This window comes from Paenibacillus sp. (assembly GCF_035645195.1).
In the GTDB taxonomy this organism is placed as follows: Bacteria; Bacillota; Bacilli; order Paenibacillales; family YIM-B00363; genus Paenibacillus_AE.
In genome coordinates, this window is record NZ_DASQNA010000012.1 from 1 (window position 1) to 22,115 (window position 22,115).

Here is a 22,115-nt window from a genome sequence, read left to right on the forward strand (position 1 = left end):
TCCAAATGCAATCGAATAGCCTCCACCTTTACCTCATGTGAATAGGATTTGAACGATTGTCCTTTCTTCGCCATAAAAAACACCCCTTAGAATTCATCGGATAAACCAGGGGTTTTCTCCAATGTCCATTCTAAGGGGTGCACTTCAACCCGGGAGGGGCGCTTTTCGATGGAGTTACGCTTCGACGACCCAGCCGGTCGTGTTCGCGTCGACCTTCACCGCATAGGCGCCGTCGGCGCCGCGCGTCACGGTGACGTCCAGACGGCCGTCGCCGAGCCGCATGCGGCGCACGCGCAGCGTCGTCATGCCGTCCGGCAGCGTCGGCGCCAACGTCACGCGGCGGCGTGCCGCGTCGAGCGCGAGACCGAGCATCGCCTGCACGAACGTGAGCGGCGTCGCGGCCGCCCACGCCTGCGGCGAGCATGCGACCGGATAGCGCACCGGCTTGCCGCGCTCCGCGGAGTAGCCGCAGAACAGCTCCGGCAATCGGTAATTCTCAAAGAAGGCGCTCGCCGCGAGCAGCCCTTCCATGACCGTCCTCGCCTCGTCGCGGAACCCTTGCGCGCTGAGGCCGAGCAGGCACATCGAGTTGTCGTGCGGCCAAATGCTGCCGTTATGGTAGCTCATCGGGTTGTATCCCGTTTCGCCTTCGGCCATCGTCCGGATGCCGTAGCCGCTGAACAGCGCCGGCGACACGAGCTTGCGCGCGACCGCCGCCGCCCGCTCCGGCTTCATCATGCCGGACATGAGCGCGTGGCCCGGATTCGACGTCACCGATTCCACCTGCCTGCCGGCTTCGTCGAGCGCGATCGCGTAGAACGCATCGTCCTCCATCCAGAATTTCGCTTCGAACCGCTCGCGCAGCGTTTCGGCCTCGGCGTCGAGCCGTTCCGCCCAAGCTGCCCAGTCGTCGGCGCCGGAGGCGTCCCGAAGCGCGCCGAGCAGCTCCGCGAGAGTCCGCTTCGCTTGGTACACGTAGCCCTGCACCTCGACAAGCGCGATCGGCGCCTTGGCGTACTCGCCGCTGCGGTGCACGACCGAGTTGCCGGAATCTTTCCAGCCTTGGTTCGCGATGCCCTTGGACGATTCCTGGAAATACGCCACGAAGCCGCTGCCGTCGCGGTCGCCGTACTCGTCGATCCACTGGAGCGCCCGGCGAATGTGCGGCAGCATGTCGCGCAGCAGCGCGGAATCGCCGGTCCACTTCACGTATTCGCCGATCAGGACGAGGAACAGCGGCGTCGCGTCGATACTCCCGTAATACGGGTTGAACGGGATTTGGTTCGTGTTCGCGAGCTCTCCGCTGCGCAGCTCGTGCATAATTTTGCCCGGCTGCTCGTCGCGCCAGCCGTCGACCTTCTCCCCTTGGAAGCGCGCCATCGTCAAAATCGTCCCCCGCGCGATGTCCGGATGGATCGGCAGCATCTGCAGCGCGGCGATCAAGCTGTCGCGGCCGAACGGCACGGCGAACCACGGCAAGCCCGCGACCGGGAATCGCCCGTAGCCGAGATCCGTCAGCAGAACGCGAATGTCCTGCAGCCCGCGGTGGTACAGCTTATCGAACAGCGGCAGGTCGCTCTCGACGGCCGTCGAGTCGCGCTCCCATTCCGCGTAGGAAGCTTCAAGCCGCTCGATCGCCGTCTCCCGCGGCACGAGGTTCGGCTCTTCGTCGCCGGTGACCGGCACGATCGCGAACTCGATGATCTGCGATGCCCCCGCTTCGAGCTCGAGACGGTACGTCGCTTCCACGCCCGCGTCGCCCGCCTTGATTCCGCTCGGCTCTTCGGCCCAACGCACGAGCAGCTTGCGCTTCACGTCGTCTTTGCCGGCGTAGCCGATTTGGAAGCCGCCGTCGATCATCGCAACGCCCGTCTTCTCGCCGACTTCGCCGTTCTGAAAACCGCGCACGATGAACATGTCGCGGAAATCGGCGTCGAACAGCAGCGACAGCTCGAACGATTCCCGCTGCGGGTTGAAGTTCGTCGCTTTCACCGTTTCGTACAAGACGTCCTGATAAATAAACCGCGTCCGCTCGATTTCGATCGATTCCGGCCAGAGCGTCATCTCTCCGTTCGCGTCTTCCGTCTTCGGATTCGTCAGCACGATCGTCGACACATAGTTTTGATCCGCCTCGGACGACAGCATGTTGAGCGGATAGCCGTTGATTTTCAGCTCGAACCGGCTCAGGAACCGAGTATCCTTCGTATACAGGCCGTGCCCGTAATTGCGTTCGTCGATGTTGCCGGCCAAATCGGTCAGCAAAAACAAATCGTTTTCCTTAATGACTCTGTAATCCATGATGTCCCCTCGTTTTTCGCCGTATTGATTATCCCTTGACCCCGCTCGAAGCGACGCTCTGCTGCACCTGCTCCTGAACGAACAAGTAAATGAGAATGCCCGGCAGGACGATCATCGTGAGCGCCGCGAACATATAGGTGTAGTTATACGAGAACGCCTCGTTGAAGAACGCCAACGCGACCGGCAGCGTCCGGTTGTGTTGGCTCGACGTGAGCACCAGCGCGTAGAAATATTCGTTCCAGTTGTTCAGGAACATCAGAATGCCGGCCGTCGCCAAACCGGATTTCGCCAGCGGCAGGTTGACGCTCCAGAAAATCCGCCAGAAGCCTGCGCCGTCGATGCGCGCCGCCTCGTCGAGATCCTTCGGAATCGACAGGAACGTCACGCGCAGAATGAACAGCGCGAGCGCCATGCCGAACGAAGCGTACACGAGAATGAGGCCGGCCTTCGTATCGTACAGATTCAGTTTCATGATGATCGTGAAAATCGGCTGCGCCCGAGCGTAGCCCGGGACGAGCAGCGTGATCGTACAGAGAATGAACAAGAAGCTTTTGCCGAAAAAGTCGAACTTCGCGAACGCGTAGGCCGCCAGCGCGTAGATGAACACCGCGATCGCCGTCGAGACGGTCGCGATCAGCAGCGAGTTTTGGAAATACACCAAGAAATTGTACTGCGTGAAGACATCCACGTACGCCCCGAAGCTAAAGGACGTCGGCAGCGCGAACGGGTCGCCCAAAATCGCTTTATTCGTCTTAAACGAAGACAGCACGACCCAAAGAATCGGGAACAGAGAAACGACGACCGTAAACAGCATGACCGCATAGGAGAACAGGAGCCCCGTCCATCGCGTCGTTCTGGTATTCATGTCCGTATGCCCCCTCCTAGTACGATTTCTCGTTCAATTTCATCATCCGGTTGACGAGCAGCATGACTCCCATGCCGAGCACGATCATGACGGTCGCGGCCGCGTTGGCGTAGCCGTACTCGTAATTGACGATGCCCTCGTACAGCATGAGCGTGATGTTGTATGTCTCGTTGCCCGGTCCGCCGCCGGACGTGAGCGCCACTTCCTCGAAGCCCGCGATCCGCGCCGTGACGGACAGGATGATGCCCGTGCCGATCGCGTTCTTGACGAGCGGCAGGTTGATGTACCGCGTGACCTGCCACGAATTCGCGCCGTCGAGCAGCGCCGCTTCGTGCACTTCCTTCGGGATCGCCATGAGGTCGTTATACACGATCAGCGTGACGTACACGGCATAAAACATCCACGTGAACGCGACTGCGAAGAACGCCGCCGGCATTTCGAAGAACCATTTCACGTGGAAATCGGCGAAGCCGATCGCGCGCACCAAGTTGTTGATGACGCCGATGTCGTCGTTGAAGATGATCTTGTAAATCATCGCCCACGCGGCGGCCGAAATGACCATCGGGATCATAAACACCGCCCGGACGAACCGCCAGCCGAAATGGCCTTTGTACAGCACGAACGCGACCAGCGTGCCGAACCCGACGTGCACCGTGGCGGCGATCAGCGACCAGAGCAGCAGGTTTCTCATCGCGATGACGAACGTATTATCGTAAGTGATCAACATCACGTAGTTTTCGATGCCGTTGAATACGGGCGCGCCGAAGCCGTCCCAATCCGTAAAGCCCGTCACGAACACGGTCGCGATCGGTACGACGTAGAAAAACGCGAGTACAAGGACGGTAGGCAACAAGAACAGCGCGAGCCACCATTTCGTTCCCTTTTCCTTCATCTCCTGTCACCTCTTTGCGAAAAGCAGAGCCTTCCGCCGCGAAGGGCGGAAGGCGTTCTGCGAATTATTTGAATTTGCTTGCCTTTTGCGTCAACGTTTCCGCGAATTTCTCCGGCGTGAGCGTGCCGTTCGCGAGAAGCGGCAAATTTTGCGCGAATTCGGTGCTTGCGATCGCGTCCGGCCATGCGTTGCCGAACGATTGCGCGATGATCTTCAGGTCGCTGGATACCGATTGATTCATTCCCGCGAGAATCGGGTTCAGCTTCGACTCGAAGTCCGCGGACGTCGTCAGGTTCGGCGCTTGGCCGCCTTCGGCGATCATGTACGCTTCCAGCTCTTCCGGCGAATTGATGAACTCGAGGAACGCGAGCGCCGCTTGCGTTTCTTCTTCCTTCAACCCTTTCGGAATCCACCAGGAGAATTCCGCCGTCGTCGCGAGGCCTACGCCGCCCGGGTACAGGGACGCGCCGACCTTCTTCTCGAAACCTTCCGGCGCTTTCGTCGTATCCGAGAAGTCGCCGACCATCCATGTGCCGTTGGCGATGATCGCGGCGCGCTCGTTCAGGAAGTTGTTCGCGGCGTCGGCGTATGCGGCGCCGATCGCGTTGCCCGTCGTGTAGTTTTGCAGCCACTTCTGCGTTTCCGCGAACGCTTTGATCCAGAGCGGATCGTTGTAATTCGTGATTTTGTCCGCGCGGTCGCTCTTCAGCACGTCGGCGCCGCCCGGCTCGGCCGCCATGAACGCGGACGCGAGCAGCATCGTCGTCCACGCGTTCTCGCCCGTCATGAGGGAGAGCGGCGTGAAGCCCGCTGCCTGAAGCTGCTTCAGCGCTTCTTCGAATTCCGCGAACGTCATCTGCGCGATCGGCTTCGTGATACCCGCTTTCTCGAACATTTCTTTGTTGTAGAACAAGCCGATCGGGCGAATGACGGACAGCGGCATCGTGTAAATTTTGCCGTCCCGCGTGTTATAGGCGACGGAGTCTTCGATCAATTGCTTGCTGAGCTCCGGCTTCGAGTCGAGCCAAGGCTTCAAATCGTAAATTTGATCGCGCTTGATCAGCTCTTCAATGAACTGCGTGTCGCCGCCTTCGATCAGCGCCGGAAGCTTGTTTTGCTGCCACAGCAGCTTGATTTTCTCCTTGTAGGCGTCGTTCGGCACTTCTTCGATGCGGATTTCGTACTGGCCGTCGTATTTCGCGTTGAAACGCTCTACCTGCGGCAGGAAAAACTTCCCGCCGACGTTCTGCCCTGCTTTATAATGCGGGATGTTCAGCACCACTTCTTGCTTCGGCGTTTCCGCTCCCGTTTGGCCGTCCGCGTTTCCTTCCCCGTTCGCCGCGCCGTTGTTGCCGCCGCCGCACGCCGTCAACACGAGCGCCAAAGACATGCTAAGCGCTCCAATCGCTTTGAATCTCTTTTTCATCTGAACTGCCTCCCCGTATGATATCGTTTGTATTGCTTTATATTTAAAGTTTCCCTTAAGGAAGCCTTAAACCATGTATGGAATTTCGCAAAAAGCGAAGCGCGGACGACCAAAACGTTTTGGTTTCTGCTTAAAAAAATAGGTCGGATGCGCGCCGCCGGATAAAATTTTGAAAGCGATTGCAACGAGGGGCGAAGCGTCCCGCGCTCGACGTTTCCGGCCGCCGCAAGATTACGCTCTTGCAGCGGCGGTGCTGCCGCGGACGATCAGGCTGCTGTTCAGCACGACTTTGTGCTTCACTTCCCGGCCCTCCAGCATGTCGATGATTAACTGCGCTGCTTGATACCCAAGATCGTAGCGCTCCTGGCGGATCGTCGTCAGCGACGGCGAGCAGTAAGAGGCTATGGAAATATCGTCGTATCCGACGACGGATAGATCGCCCGGCACGGTGCGGCCCATGAGTTCCGCCGCTTTCAGCGCCCCGAGCGCCATCAGGTCGCTGGCGCAGAACACGGCGGTAACGTCGGGATGACGTTCGAGCATCGCCCTCGTCGCTTCCGCGCCGCCCTCCTCGGAAAACCGGCCGTCCGCCACCAAATCCGGCTCGTAGACGATGCCGGCCTCCTGCAGCCCCAGCATGTAGCCTGACAGCCGTTCGTGGCTGACCGCCGCTTCGCTGTAGCCGTTGATCATCGCGATGCGGCGATGGCCGAGCTCGACCAGGTGTCGAACCGCGTCTCTAGCGCCGTACACGTTGTCGGTGGTGACGTGGCCGACGCGATCGCCGGCGACCGGAATATCGATCAGCACGCAAGGGAAATGCGGTTGATCGACGACTTCCTTCAAATACGGGTCGTTCATCTTCAGCCCTTGCAGGATGGCGCCGTCCACGGCGCGCTCCCGGCATAAATCGGAGTACGATTTCTTCATCTGTTTGTTCGGATTCGTGCTGAACAGCAAAATATCGTAGTTCAGCTCGCTCGCGCGGTCGTTGATGCCGCAGAGCACTTCGAACGCGAACGCGTCCTTCGCATTCGACCGTTTGATCTCCGATAAAATGACGCCGATCGTGTTCGTGCGTTTCAGCACGAGGCTCTGCGCCTGCGCGTTCGGCCGGTAAGACATCTCCTCCGCCAGCTTCTTAATGCGGTTTCGCGTTTTTTCGCTGACGTCGGAATACCCGTTCAACGCCCGGGAGACGGTCGTAATCGAGACGCCTGCCGCCTTTGCCAAGTCTTTTATGTTGGTCATGATCGCCTCTCCCGCTTCCAAAACGTTTTGGACATTTTTGATTATATATCTCCCTGCGAATGATTGCAAGCGGTTTACCGAAAACGTTTTAGATTTTCGTCGCCGCATGCTTCAGGCCGCGGCCGCAAGGCGAAACAGCTCCTGCAGCACGCCTTCCCAATGCCGCCTCATCGCCTCCCGAAGATAGACGTCCTCCAGCATTTCTTGATGGACGGCAACCGTCGTCCGGCCGGCGGCGGCCGGCGAGAGGTACCACTGCAGCCGCGACGGCGTGTCCCAGTCCGGACGCTTCCACGTCAGCCGCAGCTTCGTCGGCGGTTCGACGACCGTCAAGCGGCAGGCGACGCCTTCGGGCGACGCGAACGCGAAGCCGCGCTCCAGCCGAATTTCCGGCACGCTTCCGATCCACAGCGCCAGCCCCTCGGGCGACAGGAGCGCGTCCCATAAGGCGGCCCGATCGGCCGAAGCCGTCCGCCGCACGCCGATTTGGACGCCGGCGTCCTTCGTGACGCCGACGGGGATACGGCCGAGCTTCTGCCCGTACAACAGCGCCGCCCATTCCGCCCACGCCTCCGCAACCGGCCGCGCATCGAGAATGTGGCTTTTCAATCCGTCGTGCGACCACTGAGGGTCCGCCGTCCGATCGAGCCATTCGACCCATTGCTCCCAAGCCCATCCCGTTTCTCGTTCGATATCCCGTTTGAACGCGGCGCTTACCATGGCAACCTCCGTTATGACTTTATTACTCCAACCCTATTATAGTAAAAACTTCCTTCGAATTCAGTAACCGCCGCGGCCCGAAGTACATTCGAAGGTGCGGCAGCAAGCGAAAAAGAGCCCCGCTCGGACGAGCGGAACTCTTTCGCTTGGGCTCCGGGAGCCTCTATGTTATGGAGACGGGATGATCAGCTTTTGGTTCGGGAAAATCAAATTCGGATTGCTCAGCTTATTCAACTGCGCGATCGCGGACCACGAGACGCCGTATGTACGGCCGATCGCATAGAGCGTGTCGCCCTTCTTGACGACGTACTCGACATGCCCGCCGGACGCCGCGGGCGCTCCGGCGTTCGAAGCTGCGCCGCTTGCCGCCGCTCCGCCCGCGCTGCCGACGATGCGGCCTTCCGTCTTCGCCGCCGCAGCGCCTTGCGCTTTAAGATGTTCGACCACCGCTTCGTCGAGCGCCGGATAATGCCCGGTCACGGCGTTGTCCGCGAACATCGCGTACTCGTCGCCGCCGGCGGCGATGAAGTCGTTCGTCGCAAGGACGTACGTCCGGTTCGGATCAATCGGCGCGCCGTTCACCGTAACGGAGGTTACCTTCTGGCCCTTCGGCTTCGATGCGTCGATCGTGTAGCTTAGGCCGCTCACGTGCGGGAACGCGCCTTTCGGCTCCGGATAGTCGCCCGCGCCGTGCTGCAGCGCGGCGACGATTTCCGCGCCGGTGGCGTTGAGCGTAACGATGTAGTTGCCGAACGGCAGCACCGTAATGACCTCGCCCTTCGTAATGTCGCCCGCGTCGATCGAGGCGCGAATGCCGCCGCCGTTCGTCAGCGCGATGTCCGCGCCGGTCACCGACCGCATCGCGTCCGTAATCAGATTGCCGAGGTTCGACTCTCCGGCGCGCACAATTTCGCGCTCGCCGTCGAGCTTGACCGCCGTACGGCCGACGACTTCGCCCAGCACATCGTCCTGAGACGCTTGGATCGACTCGATGAGGCTCGTCACCTGCGCGTCCGGCGCGGCGTTCGCCATCTCTTCCGCCGAAATCAGCTTCGACGTCTTGTCCGTCAGTTCGCCGTTCTCGAACGTCAGCGTGACGACGCCGGCGTTTTTCAAATATTCCCCGGTTTGCACCACGAGCGTGTCCTTAATCGTCTCCTGCATCACTTGATGGCTGTGCCCGTCGATGATGACGTCGATGCCGTCCACCTGCTCGGCCACCTTGTCGGTCGTATCCGCGCTCGCTTCGTCCATGCCGAGATGATTCAATGCGATAATGACGTCCGTTTGATCTTTCAGCGCATCGACCTGCTTCCGCGCTTCGGCGACCGGATCGCCGAACGTAATGCCTTCTACGTTTTTCGGGTGCGTTTTGTAAGCCGTCTCCGGCGTCGACAAACCGAAAATACCGATGCGCACGCCGTCGATCTCAATGATCGTATTCCCTTCGAGCACGTCCGCTCCCGCCTTGTCGACGTTGGCGCCGAGAACCGGGAAGTCGGCCATGCCGGCGAGCTCGAGCAGCCGCTCCGTGCCGTAGTTGAAGTCATGGTTGCCCGCCGTCAACGCGTCGAAGCCCATCTCGTTCATGATTTGCACGATGCTCTCGCCGCGAACGAGCGTCGAGAACGTTTGGCCGTGGAACGTGTCGCCCGCATCCAGCAGCAGCGTATTCGGGTTCGCCGCGCTGAGCTGCTTCACGAGCGTCGCCAGCTTCGCGTAGCCCATGCCCGCACTGGAGCCTTCGAAGACGCGGGAGTGGATGTCGTTCACGTGCACGAGCTGAATCGTCGTGTTCTTCGGCTCGAGCTCGTACACCGCGATCGTGCCGCTCACTTCGTGCGCCGCGAGCAGCAGCGCGTTCCCCGTCGGGCTGTCGACGGCCGGCACGAACGTCAAGCCCTCCGGCGCGACGTCGCCGCCCGGCGTCTCCGACGCGAAATTCCGGCTGTTATAATACTTCACGAATTCCGGCTGCGACGGATTCGACAGGTCGTATACCATGATGCCGCCGAGCCGCTCCAGTCCGATGAACGCATACGGCACGCCGCCGACGATGCCGGTCGCCGCCGCTTCCGGCTCCGCGCCTTTGTCGTCGCTGCGGTTATCGAGATTGTTTTCTTCGTTGTCGCTGTTGAAAAATTCAGGCGCCGCTTCCTGCGCAATTCGCTCGAACTCGCCGGCGCTGTCGTACACGAGGCTCATGTCGGAGGCGTCCCAAATCGAGAACGAGCGGCCGCCGAAGCCGTAAATCGCCTCGTACTTGCCGTCTTCGTTCTTCGGCGCGGACGTCGTCGTTTTGAGCCGCCCGAGCTGGTCCTCGCCGAACAGCCCGTTCTTCACGAGCTCGTCCAGCTGCGCTTGCGAGTATCCCTCGTACAAGTCGGCGCTCAGCGCGTAGTCGTCCGCGAGGTCCGCGACGCGCTCTTCTTCGGAGTAGCCGTCGTAATCGGCGGAATCGCCTTCGTTCGGCGTAATGAGGTAGTCCTTGCCGCCGATCCGAACGAGCGACATTCCGTCCGGCATGTACATGCCGAGCACCGGCCAATTCCGAATGTCGATCTTATCGTCCTTATCCGAGGCGTCCAGTTTGTTGTCCCCGGCGGACCAATCCTTATAGCCGAGGCCGGTCACCGAAGCGAATTTCTTCCCTTCGACGTCGAGCGTCGCAATCGCGTTGCTCTCCTGCAGCGCGACGTACGCCGTACGGCTGTCCGGGGCGACGACGATGTACTCCGGCTCCATGTTTTGCTCAAGCGTATGCTCCGGGTTCGACTTGCGCACGTCGCCTTCGATCGGAACGCCCGCGAAGCCAAGCGTCGTCGCCTGCGCGTTCGCGACGCCCGCGGACAGGTCGATGATCGAGACGCTGCCTTCCGGATTGATCGTGTAGTCGTCGTTCGGCTCGCCCTCGTTCGCCGTCAGCGCCTTCGCGCCGTCCGGCGTGAACGTCACCATATCCGGCAGGGCGCCGACTTGGACGTGGTGAATGTACTCCCCGTCCCCGTTCAGGAACACGACGTAGCCGGGATCCGTCTTCGGGTCCGCCGTCACCGACACGGCGATGACGTCGGCCGTCGGGCTCTTGGCCACGCTCGTGATATCGTCGATGTTCGTCAGTCCCGCATGAAGCTCGTCCAGCGCGATGCGCTTCGCGCGCGGCAGCGCGCGCACGCCTTCGCCTTCGCCGCTCAGCGGGGCCAAATCGATCATATCCAGCGCCTTATCCGCGCCGTTGACGGAATACATGCGTTGGCGCCGCGGGTCGTACGCGACGATCTCCGTGCCGCCTTCCGCGAACTCCGCGCCGCTCGAATAGCGGGCGATCAGCCGCATCGACAGCTCGTCCGACGCGCCGTAATCGAGCGGCGCGCTTTCCGCTGCGCTCGCCGCCGGCACGACGGTCGAACCGATCGCGGCCGCGGCCAACATCGAAATCAAAGTCCGTTTGACCTTCCTCTTCACTCGGGGCTCCTCCTCAGTGGTACCAATTTCCTACTCGTCCCACTCATTGTAGAGGAAGTTTGTTAAGTTCATATTTTCATCGTATTGAGGAATTGTAAAAATCGCCCGCCAATAGAAAAACTTCGCCCCCGCTCTTCGCGGCGGACGAAGCTTTTTCAGAAATACCAAAATCCTCCGTACGGCCCGAACGCGAACGCCAGCACGATCAGCAGCAGAAGCAGCACGAGCCATGCCGCGCCTTCCGCGTCGTACGGCGTCGCGCGAGCGATTCCTTTGACCGACGCCATCCTCGCATCGCCCTCCCCTCGCCGAGCGTTCGAATCTCCCGACGATGCATTATATGATCGTCTCCCGCGAGGAGCATGGGCCGGCGCCGATTGCGGGGACAGAGGCGGAAACGGGCGCAGCGAAAAAGGGGACGCGGCTGCGTCCCCTTCCGTCGCTCACCGCTGCGTCGGCAGCGGCTCGTACGTTCTCGCGTGCGCGATGGCGTGCGCAATCAAGAACAATAAGTAATAGATCGGGACGGAGTAGTAATACTGCCACCCCGTCATGACGTAAAAGCCGGCCCAGACGAACAGCGGCTCCCCGACGAAGCCGTTGAACAGCCCGAAGATCAGCCCCTTCCAATGCTTCGACATCCGCGGCTTCCACTGCAGCAGCAGCATCGTGACGACCGGAAGGGCGGCGAAATTGAAGGGCAAATAGGCGGGCATCGTCGGCGTCAGCTTGCCGGAATAGTACCAGAGCCCGACCGACACGCCGATATAGTCGAGGAACAAAGAGATTAGCATCATGAACGTTCCGGCATACAGCAGCCTCTGCGTGCTGGCCTTCGGCCGCACCCAAAACCACAGTACCCACGACGCTACACCGAGGAAAAGGGAGATCCACCAGTCCCATTCCAGGAACGTATGGTGGTACCAAAGATCGAAGAACCGCTCGTGCACTTCTTGGAATGCGTCGTATATTTCCCCGGTTTGCTCTATTTTTTCGCGTTTGTCCACGTCGACACCTCATCGATGAACGGATAAGGATATCGTTGCCATACGGGCCTCGCGCTATTCCGCCGCGCGGCGCGCCGGCGGGGCGTTCAGACGGCCCCGGCCCGCCGAATCCAGGCCGCCCAAGCCGCGGCGAGCCGCGGATCGAACTGGCGTCCGGCCTCCGCCAAAATCTCGTTCAGCGCTTCCTCCGTCGACCTCTTCCCTTTGTACGCCTGCTCGCTCGTCATGACGTCGAACGCGTCCGCGATGGCGACCAGCCGGGAGAAGTACGGAATCTGCTCCTCGGCCAAGCCGTACGGATAACCTCCGCCGTCCCACCGCTCGTGCAGCCCGAGTATCGCTTCCGCAAGCGCCCACTCGCCGATCGAGGAAGCCATGCGGTACCCGATTTCGCTGTGGCTTTTGACGATTTCCCATTCCTCTTCGTTCAGCGGGCCCTCCTTCAGCAGCACGTCGGCCGGCAGCGCCAAATAGCCGACGTCGTGCAGCCGGACAAGGGATTGCAGCAGGTCCATATCCGGCGAGCCGTGGACGAAGCCGAGCTCCGCCGCGAACCGAACCACCAGATCGTGCAGCCGGTCCAAATGATCCTTGCGCTGCACCCTTTTCGCGAGCAGCGCGTCCGTCACGCTTCGCATCATGTCGATGCGCACGCGTTTGCTCTCCAGCAGTTTGTTCTTATACATCTGCTTCTCGGCGACCGCGAACGCGCCCGACCACGACTCGCCGGCGCGCTCCAGCGTCGCCCCGCCGATCGCCATGCTGAGCCGGACGGGCTCCGCTTCCGCCGCGTCGCAGGCCGCTTTCAGGCGCGACGCCAGCTCGGCGCACGCCGCGGCGCTCGTGCGCGGCAGCAGGGCGACGAACTCGTCGCCGCCCCACCGCCCGATCACGGCGTCGCCGCCGAACGTCGCCCGCAGCAGCTCCGCGCTCCGGACGAGCAGGCGGTCGCCCGCGCGATGGCCGAACACGTCGTTCGCCAGCTTCAGGCCGTTCAAATCGACGACCATCAAGCTCGCCGGGAGCTGCTCCGGCGCGAGCGGCTGCTCCATCATCGGCTCAAGGACGCTTCGGTTGTACAGCGACGTGAGCGTATCACGCGAGCTCAAATACCGAATGCGCTCCTCCGACGCCTTCCGTTCGGATACGTCGGTGACGACGAGCAGCAGCAGCCGCTCGTTCGTCGTTTCGTCCTTGATCGGCTGAAATTCAAGCACGACGCTCTTGTCGCCGATGTCCGCATTGGCCGGCAGCGAGGCGATCGTCTTCTCGAGCTTCGCCGCCGCGGCGCGCGGCGCGAACGCCGCCGCGAGCCGCTTGCGCAGCGCTTTCCGCTCGTTGTCCCGATCGCCGAGCAGCAGCTCGGTCACATCGACGCCCGCAGGGCTCCGTCCGAAAATGCGGATGCACTCTTGGCTGAACTGCCTGTTGACGCGAAGACTTTTGCCGAACGTCAGGAAGCCTTGCTTCGCGTGGTCCAGCAAGCTTTTGATATCGTTCTCCCGCCGTTTCAGCATGACGCCCTGCGCGTCGCTGATCGCGGATATTTTTTTCGTCAGCTTGTAAAGCTTCTCGTATTCGGCCAGCAGCTCCTCGTAACGAGCGGCCAGCTCGTCGCCGGTCAGGTCCGGCCGTCTCGGGTCGATGCGGCTCCGGGTCAGCACGTCGGTTTCATGCTGGTAGAGCTCCTCGATATCCCCGTGCTTCTTCATTCGTCTCTCCTCCGTCTTGGACGCGGGCGGATCCGTTACCCCGCGGCGCCGATGCGGAACGACAGCACCGTGATGTCGTCGCGCTGCCGCTCCCCTTGCATATACGTTTCGAGGGCTCCGATCATCTCGGCACGCTGCTGCGCCGGGGGCAGCCCGCGAATGTCCGACAGCAATCGCTCATATCGCTTCTTGCCGAACGAATAGTTCCGCTCCCCGCCGTTCTGGTCGAAAAAGCCGTCCGTCGACATATAAATCCGCGCGTCCCCGCCCGGGATCTCGTGGTTCGTGTACCGGTAATCCGCCGGCGTTCGGCGGTAGCCGACGCCTTTGCGGTCGCCCTTCCAGGACGCGATCCCGCCTTCGTCCTGCCGGTACAGCAGGCAGGACGCTCCCGCGAACGTGACATCGTTCGCGGGGCCGACGGCGCATAATCCGATCGCCGCGCCGTCATCGATCAGTCCTTCCTCGTCGCCTTGGCGCAGCGTCTCTTTCATCAGCTTGTGGAGCCGCTCCAGAATGTCCGCCGGGGTTTGCGCGCCGTCCTCGTCCGCGTCGACGATCCGGTCCAGCGTCGACACCGCGAGCATCGCCATGAACGCGCCCGGCACGCCGTGCCCGGTGCAGTCGCCCACGGCGACGAGCGTCCGCTCGCCCTGCCGCCGCACCCAATAGAAGTCCCCGCCGACGACGTCCCGCGGCCGCCAAATGACGAACGGCTCCGGCAGCGTGACGTTCAGCTCGCTTTCCTTCGGCAGCACCGACTGCTGCAGCAACAGCGCATAGCTGATGCTGTCGAGCATTTCTTGATTGCGCTCCGACAGCTCCTTCGTCCGGGCTTCGACTTGGGCTTCCAGCCTTCGATTCAGCTCCACCGCGCGTTTGTACGGGTTGGCGAGCTTGCGCGACACGTAGAAAAACACGAATACGACCGCCAGCAGCGTCGCCGCCGCGGCGAACATCGCGTTCCAGCGAATCGTTCGCAAAAAACCGATCGTCTCGCTCCGCTCCACCTCGACGAGCAGCTGCAGCTCCGTCGTCTGCAGCGGATACCGAATGAGGTCGACCCGTCCGCGCCCTTGCGCTTCGTAATCCGTTACGTACGGCTCGCCGCCATAATGCTCGGTGACGTCCCGGTAAGCTTCGTTCGGCAGAACGTCGCGGATGTTCTTGCCGTTATGCTCGGCGTCGTCCGACAAATAAATGTCGCCCGCGCCGTCGACCAGCCATAAGTTGATCCCTTGCCCGTCCTTGTAGGAGGCGAACTCAGCGGACAGCTCGTCGAGCTTCATGGCGACGCCGACGATGCCGAGCGGACGATGAACGTCGTCGCCGGCCAGTACGTTCACGAACGCGTACGTATCGCCGAGCTGTTTATTGTAGTCGAAATCGAATGCTGCCTTCTCCCCGGCTTTCACCGTTTCGAAAAACCACGTGTCGTCGGGGTCGTTCCTGTCGACCGTTTCGAGCAGCCGGCCTTCTTGGTTCCAATAGTGGCCGTTCTCGACGTTCACGATGAACGTGGTGCTGTACCCCAGCTCCTTGTGCACATACGCGGTCCGTTCATGAACCATGCGGCCGAGCCGCTCGTCCCGCTCCCCGCTCGCCAGCCATGCCAATACCGCCGGATCGCTCGCCAGCGCCAGCGACGTCTCCATCGCGCGCCCGAGCTTGCCGTCCGCTTTGGCGGAGATCGAGCTCGCCAGCGTATGCAGATCGCGGGTTTTCAGCTTGTTCACGGCTTCCCGCTCGGTGAACGCGTACACGAACGATCCGATCAGCACGATCGACAGCACGATCAACCCGCTCGCCAGCATGACGACCCGTTTGACGCCGGAATCCCAGCCCGCGTCGAACGTCCCCCCCGGCCGGGCGGCGGCGCCGGCGTCTTCCTCCCGCGTCACGCTGGGTCGCCTTTCGGCACGATGTCGAACGGCAGGCTGAGGTCCTCCTTGAATTCTTCGGCGCACTCGAGCTCTGTTTCGTTATCCTCGTTGTAAAACCACAGCACCTTGACTTGCTTTCCGGCCAGGAACGCGTCGTTCAGCTTCTCCAGCATCATCATGAAGCACTTCGTGCTGCTGGTGTTGATGTACGGCAAATGCAGCTCGATCGAGACGGTCGTTTCGGAAGTTACTTGTTCCAAATATTCGTCCAGCCAGGAAAGGAGAGGTTCGTAAAATTTAAAGGCGTTCTCCGGATACGACTGACCCGTAATCGACAGCACGCCCGCGTCGGGATCGAATCGGACCTCAGGCGTGCTTTTGGTCGGTTCTACTTGTAATGTTTTCATATGTACACCCCTATACGATGGCCTTCAGCGTGAAGAAGGAAAGTCGTTCGTTATGGCCCACGATCGAATATTCGAGCGGCGCGGACGCCTTCCTCGCCATATCGATCATGCCGAGGCCCGCTCCGGTCGCTCCCGGATCGGGTTCCGCTCTCAGCTTCGCTTTGTACAGTGCTTTCAGCTCTGTTTTGTCCAGACGGACCAACTCGTCCAGCGCCGCCTTCAGCGCGGCGGCGTCCTCGTTTTCGATCAAGTTGCCGGAACAAACGTAACTGCCGCTCTCCGTCTTGCCGATCGTCACGATGCTGGACTGCAGCAGCGTTTCGTAATGCGGGCTCGCCATTTTCATGGCGTAATAATTTTTAATGTTTTGCGTCTGTTCGATAAACAACGAGAAAATGTTGAAGATTTCGTTCTTCGGCCGATCTTCCGCCTCCAAGTACGTTTTGACCGCTTCCCCGTATTCCACGATCAACGTTTGAGTCAGCTTGCCGGAGAAACAAATCAAAATGCCGCGCGAGCGCAGCATTTGCTGGACCTCAAGCAGTTCGTTCATCATTCGGCGCTTCAATCCCCTAACTCAAAAAAAGTTTAATTCTTTTCTAATAAATTCGACATGATTTGCCATGTTCCTGCCCTCTGTTTTGCGGCGGGTGACGAATGATGTCAACAACGCCCTATGGACGCACGGCCGAACATATGCGATCATTGTCTTTGCATCGAGATGACCTCGGAGTAGTAAAATATACTATTTGTGGAAAGGGTGATCCGGTTGTTCGGAAAAATTGCCGCGGATGCGCTGGGCCTCAGCGACGTCGGGAAAGTGATCGCGCCGAAGGATTTCGATAAAGTCGATTCCGACGATTACGTCATGCACGAAGACGGAGAGAAAATTTACTTTATTATCAAATCCAAAAAGGACGAATATTGCTTTACCAATTTGGCGCTGATTCATTTGGACGGCGACAGCGCCGTCAGCAAGAAACGGATGCTGAAGCGGTACAATTACGCGAACCACGAAATTACGGGCGTATATTTGGAAACGGCGGGCACGGTCGATCTCGACGTGGAAATCAAATTCACGATCGGCAGCACGGCGTTCTCGATCGACGTCGACAAGCGGCAGCTCGAAGCCGTGAAGGACTTGTACAAAGCGCTGATGCGCATTTCGGAGATCGTCTCCTCCAACGATACGCTGTTCGACTACGCGCAGCTAAGCGTGCAGATCGCGAAGGAATCGTTGGGACGCATCGGGTCGCAGGGTTCTTCCCCCGTGGAGCAGTTCAACGCCATCAACGAGTCCGCGTACCAATGGCTGAAGACGAAGCACTCGGAGCTGAAGATCAAAGATTTCGGCTTCGTGTTCGAGAAATATATTAATCAGTAATTCGCCCCGCGGCCTCTTCCGCCGGCACTAAACGTCCCGTTTCGCGCTTTCGCGAAGCGGGACGTTTTTTCGACGAAAATACGTAATCCTACCGATACCGAAACGTCCCCCTCTTTTCTAAGATAAAGGTACTTCGGGTAGGAGGAACGAAAAGCCATGACGAAAAGATTTCACTTATTCGCTACCGTCCACAAAGGGCTGCGAAATGCGCTGAACACCCTTGTATGGACGGCAGGCAAAATGGACGTCGACGATGAGGAGCGGCGCGGCGCGTTTTTCGCGGAATTCAAAGACGTCGCGGCCATGCTGCACCAGCACGCGAAGGACGAGGATACGCACATCGACCCGCTGATCGAGCGATGCGCGCCGGAGGTGAGCCGGGCGCTGGAGGAGCAGCACCGGCGATCGGAGGAGCAGCTCTCCGCGCTGGAGCGATCCGCCGCCGAGCTGGAGCGTTCGTTCGACGCGGAGGCGTGGCTGTCTTTCGTTGACGAGTTCAACCGTTTCGTCGGCGATTATTATCTTCACTTGTATCACGAGGAAGCGATCGCCATGCCCCGTCTGTGGGCATCGTACGACGACGCGGCGCTGCTGGCAACGAGCATGAAGCTCCGCAGCGGCATCCCGGCACACATCCAAAGCAATTTTCAAAAATATATGATCCCGGCCGCTTCGATCCAGGAGCAGACGATGATGCTCTCCGGCGCCAAATCGTCCGTGCCGGAGCCGGTCTTCCAGGGCATCTGCGCCCTGTACGAATCGCTGCTTCCCGCCGACGAATGGAAGAAGCTGCAGGAGCGCGTCATGGTCGGGCGCTGATCGATGAACAAGCCCCCCCGGACAGCCGGGGGGCATCAAGAAGATGATGCGGCTTTATGCCGATGCAACGCTAGAAGGCGGAATCGTCCCTATTGTTGCGACTCGCTTGCCTGTTTCCGTAGTAACGGATAGTTTCCCGATCGTAACGCCGTCAACGGCAAAGGACATTAACCGTTGACAATAAAATCATTCAGAAACGTATTCCGGAATTTGCCGTCCGGATCGAACGACAACATCATACTGCGGAAGTCTGGCAGCTTCTCGTACAACGCTTGAACTTGGCTGGGAGACATAGTAAACAGCTTTCCCCAATGCGGGCGTGCTCCGAAAGGAGCCAACTGGCGCTCGATAAGCGGCAGGACGTGCCGAACCGCTTCCCAATTAGGCTTCCATGTAAAATGAATGCCCACGGACTCCCGCATGTAGCAAGGGCTCAACCACAGACGGTCCTGTGCGATCGTGCGGACTTCCGACACATACAAATGGGGCGAAATGCTCTCGCTGATCCGGTCAAGCGCGCGCAGGGCGGCATAAGCATCCTCTCGCGCAACGAAATACTCGCTCTGCAGTTCCTCACCCGCGCTTGGCGTGAACGCCATGCGGAAGTGCGGCAGCCGCTCATGCGACGGTCCCGGTATTCCGAGCTGCTCGCTGCAGTTGTCCGCCGGCATATTCGGTAACGGATGGAGACGCACAGACGACGGCTTCGCGCCATAAAAATCAGACTCCGCCGTTGGAAGGGCGTCATTTTCATGTTTTCGCTTTTGCCACACTTGATGAAAACGAGAGTCCTTCCACTGCGTAAACAGGCTGACGCTGTATCCGCTCGAGAAAATTTCGTCGAAATGATCTTCCAGACTGGCCAGAGGTAAATTTTCGTAAACGTGCTGGCTTACCTGAAAGTCCGGGATTATATCTAACGTCAGTTTGGTGACGACCCCGAGCGCTCCGAGCCCGACGGCTGCACCATCTATCCGTCCGGTCCCGTCATCACGCGAAATGACGACGATCTCGCCGTTCGCTTTCACGATTTCTAATGCATGTACAGCCGCAGCGAGATTCGCGTTCCGGTCTCCGGACCCATGCGTCGCCGTTGCGCAGGCACCAACCACCGTGATATGAGGCAGCGAAGCTAGATTGTGCAGTGCATAACCGTTCGCATGCAAATACGCGGCAAGATCGCCGCAACGGATGCCGGCCTCAACAGTCACACGGCTTTGCTTCCGGTCCAATTCGATAACGCGGTTCAATTTTTCGAGCGAAAGCAGCCGATCGTTAGAATCGGCAATCCCATTGAAGGAATGACGCGTACCGAGGACCTTGATGCGACTGCTGTCAACGATGAGTTTTTGTACCTGCTCCATGCTCTCCGGTACATGCAGATCGGTTGTTCCGTAAGTATAATTGCCTGCCCAGTTTCGAATCCGTTCCATAGCTTCACACCCGCCTCAAGCATTTTCCTTGCCTATTTCTGAACTTCCGCCTTCGTCACATTCTCGGGATCCGGTCCTAGGCTCTTCTTGTATTCTATTCCCCTTCATTTTTTCTGTCCAACGAAATGTAGGCGATTATTGGATCAATAATACGAAAAAAAGCCTAACCATCGCTATCGATGGTTAGGCTTTATCAATGTTCCATATTTTTGCAACTAGTTGTTGGTCGCCTATTTCAATACCACGGTTCGATGAATGTCCGTTCCTTCGGTATGTTGTCCTAACAGTCTTCGGAGCATGAACTTCGCCATTTTGAACTTGTCGCCGGAATCCCAGTACTCGGCCGTCTCCGCTTTGACCTTGATGAGGACAAGGTTTGGATCGTCATAGGTGGTATTCAAGAATTGTTCGTAAGCCGGGTTCCAGATGGATTTCACCTTCTCGGGACTGTTCACGAGCTCGGCTTCGCCGCGTATGGCGACGTATGACTTACCGGCATACGTCACGTTGACTTGCCGATGATGCAGCAGCTCATGGAACTTGTCCGTATCTTTTTTTGTCAGAAACCACAGGTCCCCGTCGAACTCGACATCCTGTGTTTTCATGGGACGCGACGTGAGTCCTTCTTCCGAAACTGTCGTGAGCATCGCCGTGTCGATTCCTCGGATTAATTTCCATATAATTTCTAAGGCCTCTTGTTTTTCAGCTGGAGCCGTCATGATTCGAACCACCTTTTCGATCAATGTTTCATCTAAGTATGGCACTCGGTCCGCTTTGCAATACCTTTTCCTTCAAATGCCCCCCTATCCATCGCGCCGGCGTAAACGCCTCTAACGAAAAAAACAACGACAATCCGCGAACCCGGATGCCGTTGTTGCTTGATTGTATATTTGCTTTGTCTACAATAACGCCTTAAGATCCGCTTCGATCATATCGGGAGTCGTCGTCGGCGCATAACGTTTCACTACATTGCCTTCACGGTCGATAAGAAACTTCGTAAAATTCCAGCGAATGTTGGAGCCCTCCAACAGCTCAGGCGCTCTCTCCCGCAAATGTTTATACAATCCCCCCTCTTTATCCAACCCTGTGTCCTCGGGCGCTTCGTTTCGCAAATACTGGAACAAAGGATGCGCGTTGTCGCCGTTCACATCGATTTTCTTAAAAACGGGGAAGCTGACGTTGTAATTCATGGCGCAAAAGCTTTGGATTTCTTCGTCGGATCCCGGCTCCTGTCCTCCGAATTGGTTGCAAGGAAAGGCAAGAACCGAAAATCCGTCTTTCTCATACGTTTCGTGCAAACGTTGAATCCCTTCGTATTGCGGCGTCAGGCCGCATTTGCTTGCGGTGTTGACGATGAGGAGCACTTTCCCTTGGTAATCTTTAAGTTCCTTCTCTCCGCCTTCCGGAAGAGCTGCTTGAAAATTGTAAACAGACATTGCAATAACCTCCTATAATCGTACCGTCCGTTTGCTCAATCAACGTAACGCCAAATCGAACCACGCCGCGCACTCCGCACAGAGTTAAGCCGTGTACGCCGCTTTCGAATAGGTGAAGCTCGTACGGGATCTTATTTCTGGCGAGCGCCGCAGCAGCCACAGGAACGTCGGCGGTGTGGCCGACGACACGTGAAGCGACGTACTTCGTGCGGCGAACCGTTCGTCGGAAGGTTCGGGCGTGCCTTTCGCCATGTTCCACAGCCCCTTCTTCCCTGCGTCCGTTTCCTTCGCCGTTTCTTCCTTCATTAAGGTATAGTCTAGCACTGCATTTCCCAAAATCAAAGCATTCGGTTTGAACTGATCGTTCTCTACACCTAAGGCCTCCGACAAGAACGACTCATGCCAACACTCCGAGGCTTGCGGCCAAGTGCCCGCCGGCGGAGAAACCGATGACCGCGATGCGGTCCGGATCGATTCGCCACCTCACCCGAGAGACCGTCTTGGCGAGGTCGAGGAGCGGCTTGCGTACCTTGTTCGACGATGTCGCCTTCGTTCATGCTTAGAATGAGATCCGGTTTCCGGATCGTCGACAGCCGATGCGATAATGAAGCTGGTTCGCTTTTCCATAAGCCGATCCATTTTAGTCCGCTAACACCTTTGCGAAAACGGTCCATTCTGCGCTAAACCCCCGGACAAAAAAAAATCCCCCGAAGAGGGGGATAGATTTTATAGGTTTGGCAACGTCCTACTCTCCCAGGACCCTGCGGTCCAAGTACCATCGGCGCTGGAAGGCTTAACGTTCGTGTTCGGGATGGGTACGCGTGGTTCCCTTCCGCCATCATCACCAAACCTGTAGTTCAGAGATTGCTCCCTGAAAACTGGATGCGAATCGTAACATTCCAATGTTTTTATTAGGAAAAGCCCTCGACCGATTAGTATTCGTCAGCTCCACGCATTGCTGCGCTTCCACCTCGAACCTATCAACCACGTCGTCTACATGGGGTCTTCAAGCAGGGAAATCTCATCTTGAGGGGGGCTTCACGCTTAGATGCTTTCAGCGCTTATCCCTTCCGTACTTGGCTACCCAGCGATGCTCCTGGCGGAACAACTGGTACAC

General features: G+C 58.9%; 20 protein-coding genes and 2 rRNA genes. 2 read left to right on the plus strand and 20 right to left on the minus strand.

All coding sequences use genetic code 11. The annotated features are described in order from the left end of the window. Positions 1-174: 174 nt before the first annotated feature. From VE009_RS05350 to VE009_RS05410, 13 genes are all read right to left on the minus strand, one after another. Positions 175-2,298: an amylo-alpha-1,6-glucosidase gene (locus tag VE009_RS05350; protein WP_325006367.1), complete on the minus strand. Its 2,124-nt coding sequence runs from the start codon at positions 2,296-2,298 to the stop codon at positions 175-177. 28 nt (positions 2,299-2,326) lie between these two features. Continuing rightward, positions 2,327-3,163 carry a carbohydrate ABC transporter permease gene (locus VE009_RS05355; RefSeq protein ID WP_325006368.1) on the minus strand — a complete coding sequence of 279 codons (837 nt, stop codon included), beginning with the start codon at positions 3,161-3,163 and terminating at the stop codon, positions 2,327-2,329. 16 nt (positions 3,164-3,179) lie between these two features. After that, positions 3,180-4,055: a sugar ABC transporter permease gene (locus VE009_RS05360; RefSeq protein WP_325006369.1), complete on the minus strand. Its 876-nt coding sequence runs from the start codon at positions 4,053-4,055 to the stop codon at positions 3,180-3,182. Positions 4,056-4,119: 64 nt separating this feature from the next. Continuing rightward, positions 4,120-5,481, minus strand: coding sequence for an ABC transporter substrate-binding protein (locus VE009_RS05365; protein WP_325006370.1), 1,362 nt, complete (start codon positions 5,479-5,481; stop codon positions 4,120-4,122). Positions 5,482-5,712: 231 nt separating this feature from the next. Next, complete coding sequence (locus VE009_RS05370; protein WP_325006371.1) at positions 5,713-6,732, minus strand: LacI family DNA-binding transcriptional regulator; 1,020 nt, start codon at positions 6,730-6,732, stop codon at positions 5,713-5,715. A gap of 111 nt (positions 6,733-6,843) precedes the next feature. Continuing rightward, the gene (locus VE009_RS05375; protein WP_325006372.1) at positions 6,844-7,452 is read right to left on the minus strand and encodes an SRPBCC domain-containing protein; all 609 of its coding nucleotides are present in this window, start codon (positions 7,450-7,452) and stop codon (positions 6,844-6,846) included. 168 nt (positions 7,453-7,620) lie between these two features. Continuing rightward, on the minus strand, positions 7,621-10,917 hold the full coding sequence (locus VE009_RS05380) for a choice-of-anchor I family protein (RefSeq protein WP_325006373.1): 3,297 nt from the start codon (positions 10,915-10,917) through the stop codon (positions 7,621-7,623). A 155-nt stretch (positions 10,918-11,072) separates the two neighbouring features. Next, positions 11,073-11,204: a hypothetical protein gene (locus VE009_RS05385; RefSeq protein ID WP_325006374.1), complete on the minus strand. Its 132-nt coding sequence runs from the start codon at positions 11,202-11,204 to the stop codon at positions 11,073-11,075. A 156-nt stretch (positions 11,205-11,360) separates the two neighbouring features. Further along, on the minus strand, positions 11,361-11,924 hold the full coding sequence (locus tag VE009_RS05390; protein ID WP_325006375.1) for a CBO0543 family protein: 564 nt from the start codon (positions 11,922-11,924) through the stop codon (positions 11,361-11,363). 86 nt (positions 11,925-12,010) lie between these two features. Beyond that, on the minus strand, positions 12,011-13,636 hold the full coding sequence (locus VE009_RS05395) for a diguanylate cyclase domain-containing protein (RefSeq protein WP_325006376.1): 1,626 nt from the start codon (positions 13,634-13,636) through the stop codon (positions 12,011-12,013). Positions 13,637-13,671: 35 nt separating this feature from the next. Further along, on the minus strand, positions 13,672-15,537 hold the full coding sequence (locus VE009_RS05400) for a SpoIIE family protein phosphatase (RefSeq protein ID WP_325006377.1): 1,866 nt from the start codon (positions 15,535-15,537) through the stop codon (positions 13,672-13,674). Further along, complete coding sequence (locus tag VE009_RS05405; protein WP_325006378.1) at positions 15,534-15,926, minus strand: DUF1987 domain-containing protein; 393 nt, start codon at positions 15,924-15,926, stop codon at positions 15,534-15,536. Before VE009_RS05405 ends, VE009_RS05400 begins: the two co-directional genes overlap by 4 nt. Positions 15,927-15,936: 10 nt before the next feature. After that, complete coding sequence (locus VE009_RS05410; RefSeq protein ID WP_325006379.1) at positions 15,937-16,482, minus strand: SiaB family protein kinase; 546 nt, start codon at positions 16,480-16,482, stop codon at positions 15,937-15,939. A 213-nt stretch (positions 16,483-16,695) separates the two neighbouring features. On the opposite strand from VE009_RS05410, the gene VE009_RS05415 reads away from it, so the two are divergent. Next, entirely contained in the window at positions 16,696-17,310 is a 615-nt protein-coding gene (locus tag VE009_RS05415; RefSeq protein WP_325006380.1) for a PH domain-containing protein, read from the plus strand. Positions 17,311-17,466: 156 nt separating this feature from the next. After that, on the plus strand, positions 17,467-18,129 hold the full coding sequence (locus VE009_RS05420) for a hemerythrin domain-containing protein (RefSeq protein ID WP_325006381.1): 663 nt from the start codon (positions 17,467-17,469) through the stop codon (positions 18,127-18,129). 167 nt (positions 18,130-18,296) lie between these two features. Here VE009_RS05420 and VE009_RS05425 read toward each other — a convergent pair whose 3' ends face one another. The 7 genes from VE009_RS05425 to VE009_RS05450 form a co-directional block, all read right to left on the minus strand. Further along, positions 18,297-19,562, minus strand: a complete 1,266-nt coding sequence (locus VE009_RS05425; RefSeq protein ID WP_325006382.1) for an FAD-binding protein — start codon at positions 19,560-19,562, stop codon at positions 18,297-18,299. 230 nt (positions 19,563-19,792) lie between these two features. Next, a complete protein-coding gene (locus VE009_RS05430) occupies positions 19,793-20,281 on the minus strand; it encodes a pyridoxamine 5'-phosphate oxidase family protein (protein WP_325006383.1) in 489 nt (162 codons plus the stop codon). A gap of 180 nt (positions 20,282-20,461) precedes the next feature. Next, positions 20,462-20,998 (minus strand): glutathione peroxidase, encoded by a 537-nt coding sequence (locus VE009_RS05435; protein WP_325006384.1) that lies wholly within the window; start codon positions 20,996-20,998, stop codon positions 20,462-20,464. A gap of 84 nt (positions 20,999-21,082) precedes the next feature. Continuing rightward, the gene (locus VE009_RS05440) at positions 21,083-21,304 is read right to left on the minus strand and encodes a hypothetical protein (RefSeq protein ID WP_325006385.1); all 222 of its coding nucleotides are present in this window, start codon (positions 21,302-21,304) and stop codon (positions 21,083-21,085) included. Positions 21,305-21,395: 91 nt separating this feature from the next. Next, positions 21,396-21,485 carry a hypothetical protein gene (locus tag VE009_RS27200; RefSeq protein ID WP_414694782.1) on the minus strand — a complete coding sequence of 30 codons (90 nt, stop codon included), beginning with the start codon at positions 21,483-21,485 and terminating at the stop codon, positions 21,396-21,398. 245 nt (positions 21,486-21,730) lie between these two features. Continuing rightward, positions 21,731-21,847: ribosomal RNA gene (gene rrf, locus VE009_RS05445) — 5S ribosomal RNA — on the minus strand. Positions 21,848-21,910: 63 nt separating this feature from the next. Beyond that, positions 21,911-22,115, minus strand: a 23S ribosomal RNA gene (locus VE009_RS05450); the annotation flags it as partial.

What these genes read in the sequence shown, in the direction of transcription:
- VE009_RS05395 (WP_325006376.1), bottom strand. Translation starts at nt 13,636, where the DNA reads ATGAAGAAGCACGGGGATATCGAGGAGCTCTACCAGCATGAAACCGAC.
- VE009_RS05425 (WP_325006382.1), bottom strand. Translation starts at nt 19,562, where the DNA reads ATGGAACGGATTCGAAACTGGGCAGGCAATTATACTTACGGAACAACC.
- VE009_RS05375 (WP_325006372.1), bottom strand. Translation starts at nt 7,452, where the DNA reads ATGGTAAGCGCCGCGTTCAAACGGGATATCGAACGAGAAACGGGATGG.
- VE009_RS05430 (WP_325006383.1), bottom strand. Translation starts at nt 20,281, where the DNA reads ATGACGGCTCCAGCTGAAAAACAAGAGGCCTTAGAAATTATATGGAAA.
- VE009_RS05410 (WP_325006379.1), bottom strand. Translation starts at nt 16,482, where the DNA reads ATGATGAACGAACTGCTTGAGGTCCAGCAAATGCTGCGCTCGCGCGGC.
- VE009_RS05360 (WP_325006369.1), bottom strand. Translation starts at nt 4,055, where the DNA reads ATGAAGGAAAAGGGAACGAAATGGTGGCTCGCGCTGTTCTTGTTGCCT.
- VE009_RS05385 (WP_325006374.1), bottom strand. Translation starts at nt 11,204, where the DNA reads ATGGCGTCGGTCAAAGGAATCGCTCGCGCGACGCCGTACGACGCGGAA.
- VE009_RS05350 (WP_325006367.1), bottom strand. Translation starts at nt 2,298, where the DNA reads ATGGATTACAGAGTCATTAAGGAAAACGATTTGTTTTTGCTGACCGAT.
- VE009_RS05435 (WP_325006384.1), bottom strand. Translation starts at nt 20,998, where the DNA reads ATGTCTGTTTACAATTTTCAAGCAGCTCTTCCGGAAGGCGGAGAGAAG.
- VE009_RS05365 (WP_325006370.1), bottom strand. Translation starts at nt 5,481, where the DNA reads ATGAAAAAGAGATTCAAAGCGATTGGAGCGCTTAGCATGTCTTTGGCG.
- VE009_RS05355 (WP_325006368.1), bottom strand. Translation starts at nt 3,163, where the DNA reads ATGAATACCAGAACGACGCGATGGACGGGGCTCCTGTTCTCCTATGCG.
- VE009_RS05440 (WP_325006385.1), bottom strand. Translation starts at nt 21,304, where the DNA reads ATGAAGGAAGAAACGGCGAAGGAAACGGACGCAGGGAAGAAGGGGCTG.
- VE009_RS05405 (WP_325006378.1), bottom strand. Translation starts at nt 15,926, where the DNA reads ATGAAAACATTACAAGTAGAACCGACCAAAAGCACGCCTGAGGTCCGA.
- VE009_RS05420 (WP_325006381.1), top strand. Translation starts at nt 17,467, where the DNA reads ATGACGAAAAGATTTCACTTATTCGCTACCGTCCACAAAGGGCTGCGA.
- VE009_RS05370 (WP_325006371.1), bottom strand. Translation starts at nt 6,732, where the DNA reads ATGACCAACATAAAAGACTTGGCAAAGGCGGCAGGCGTCTCGATTACG.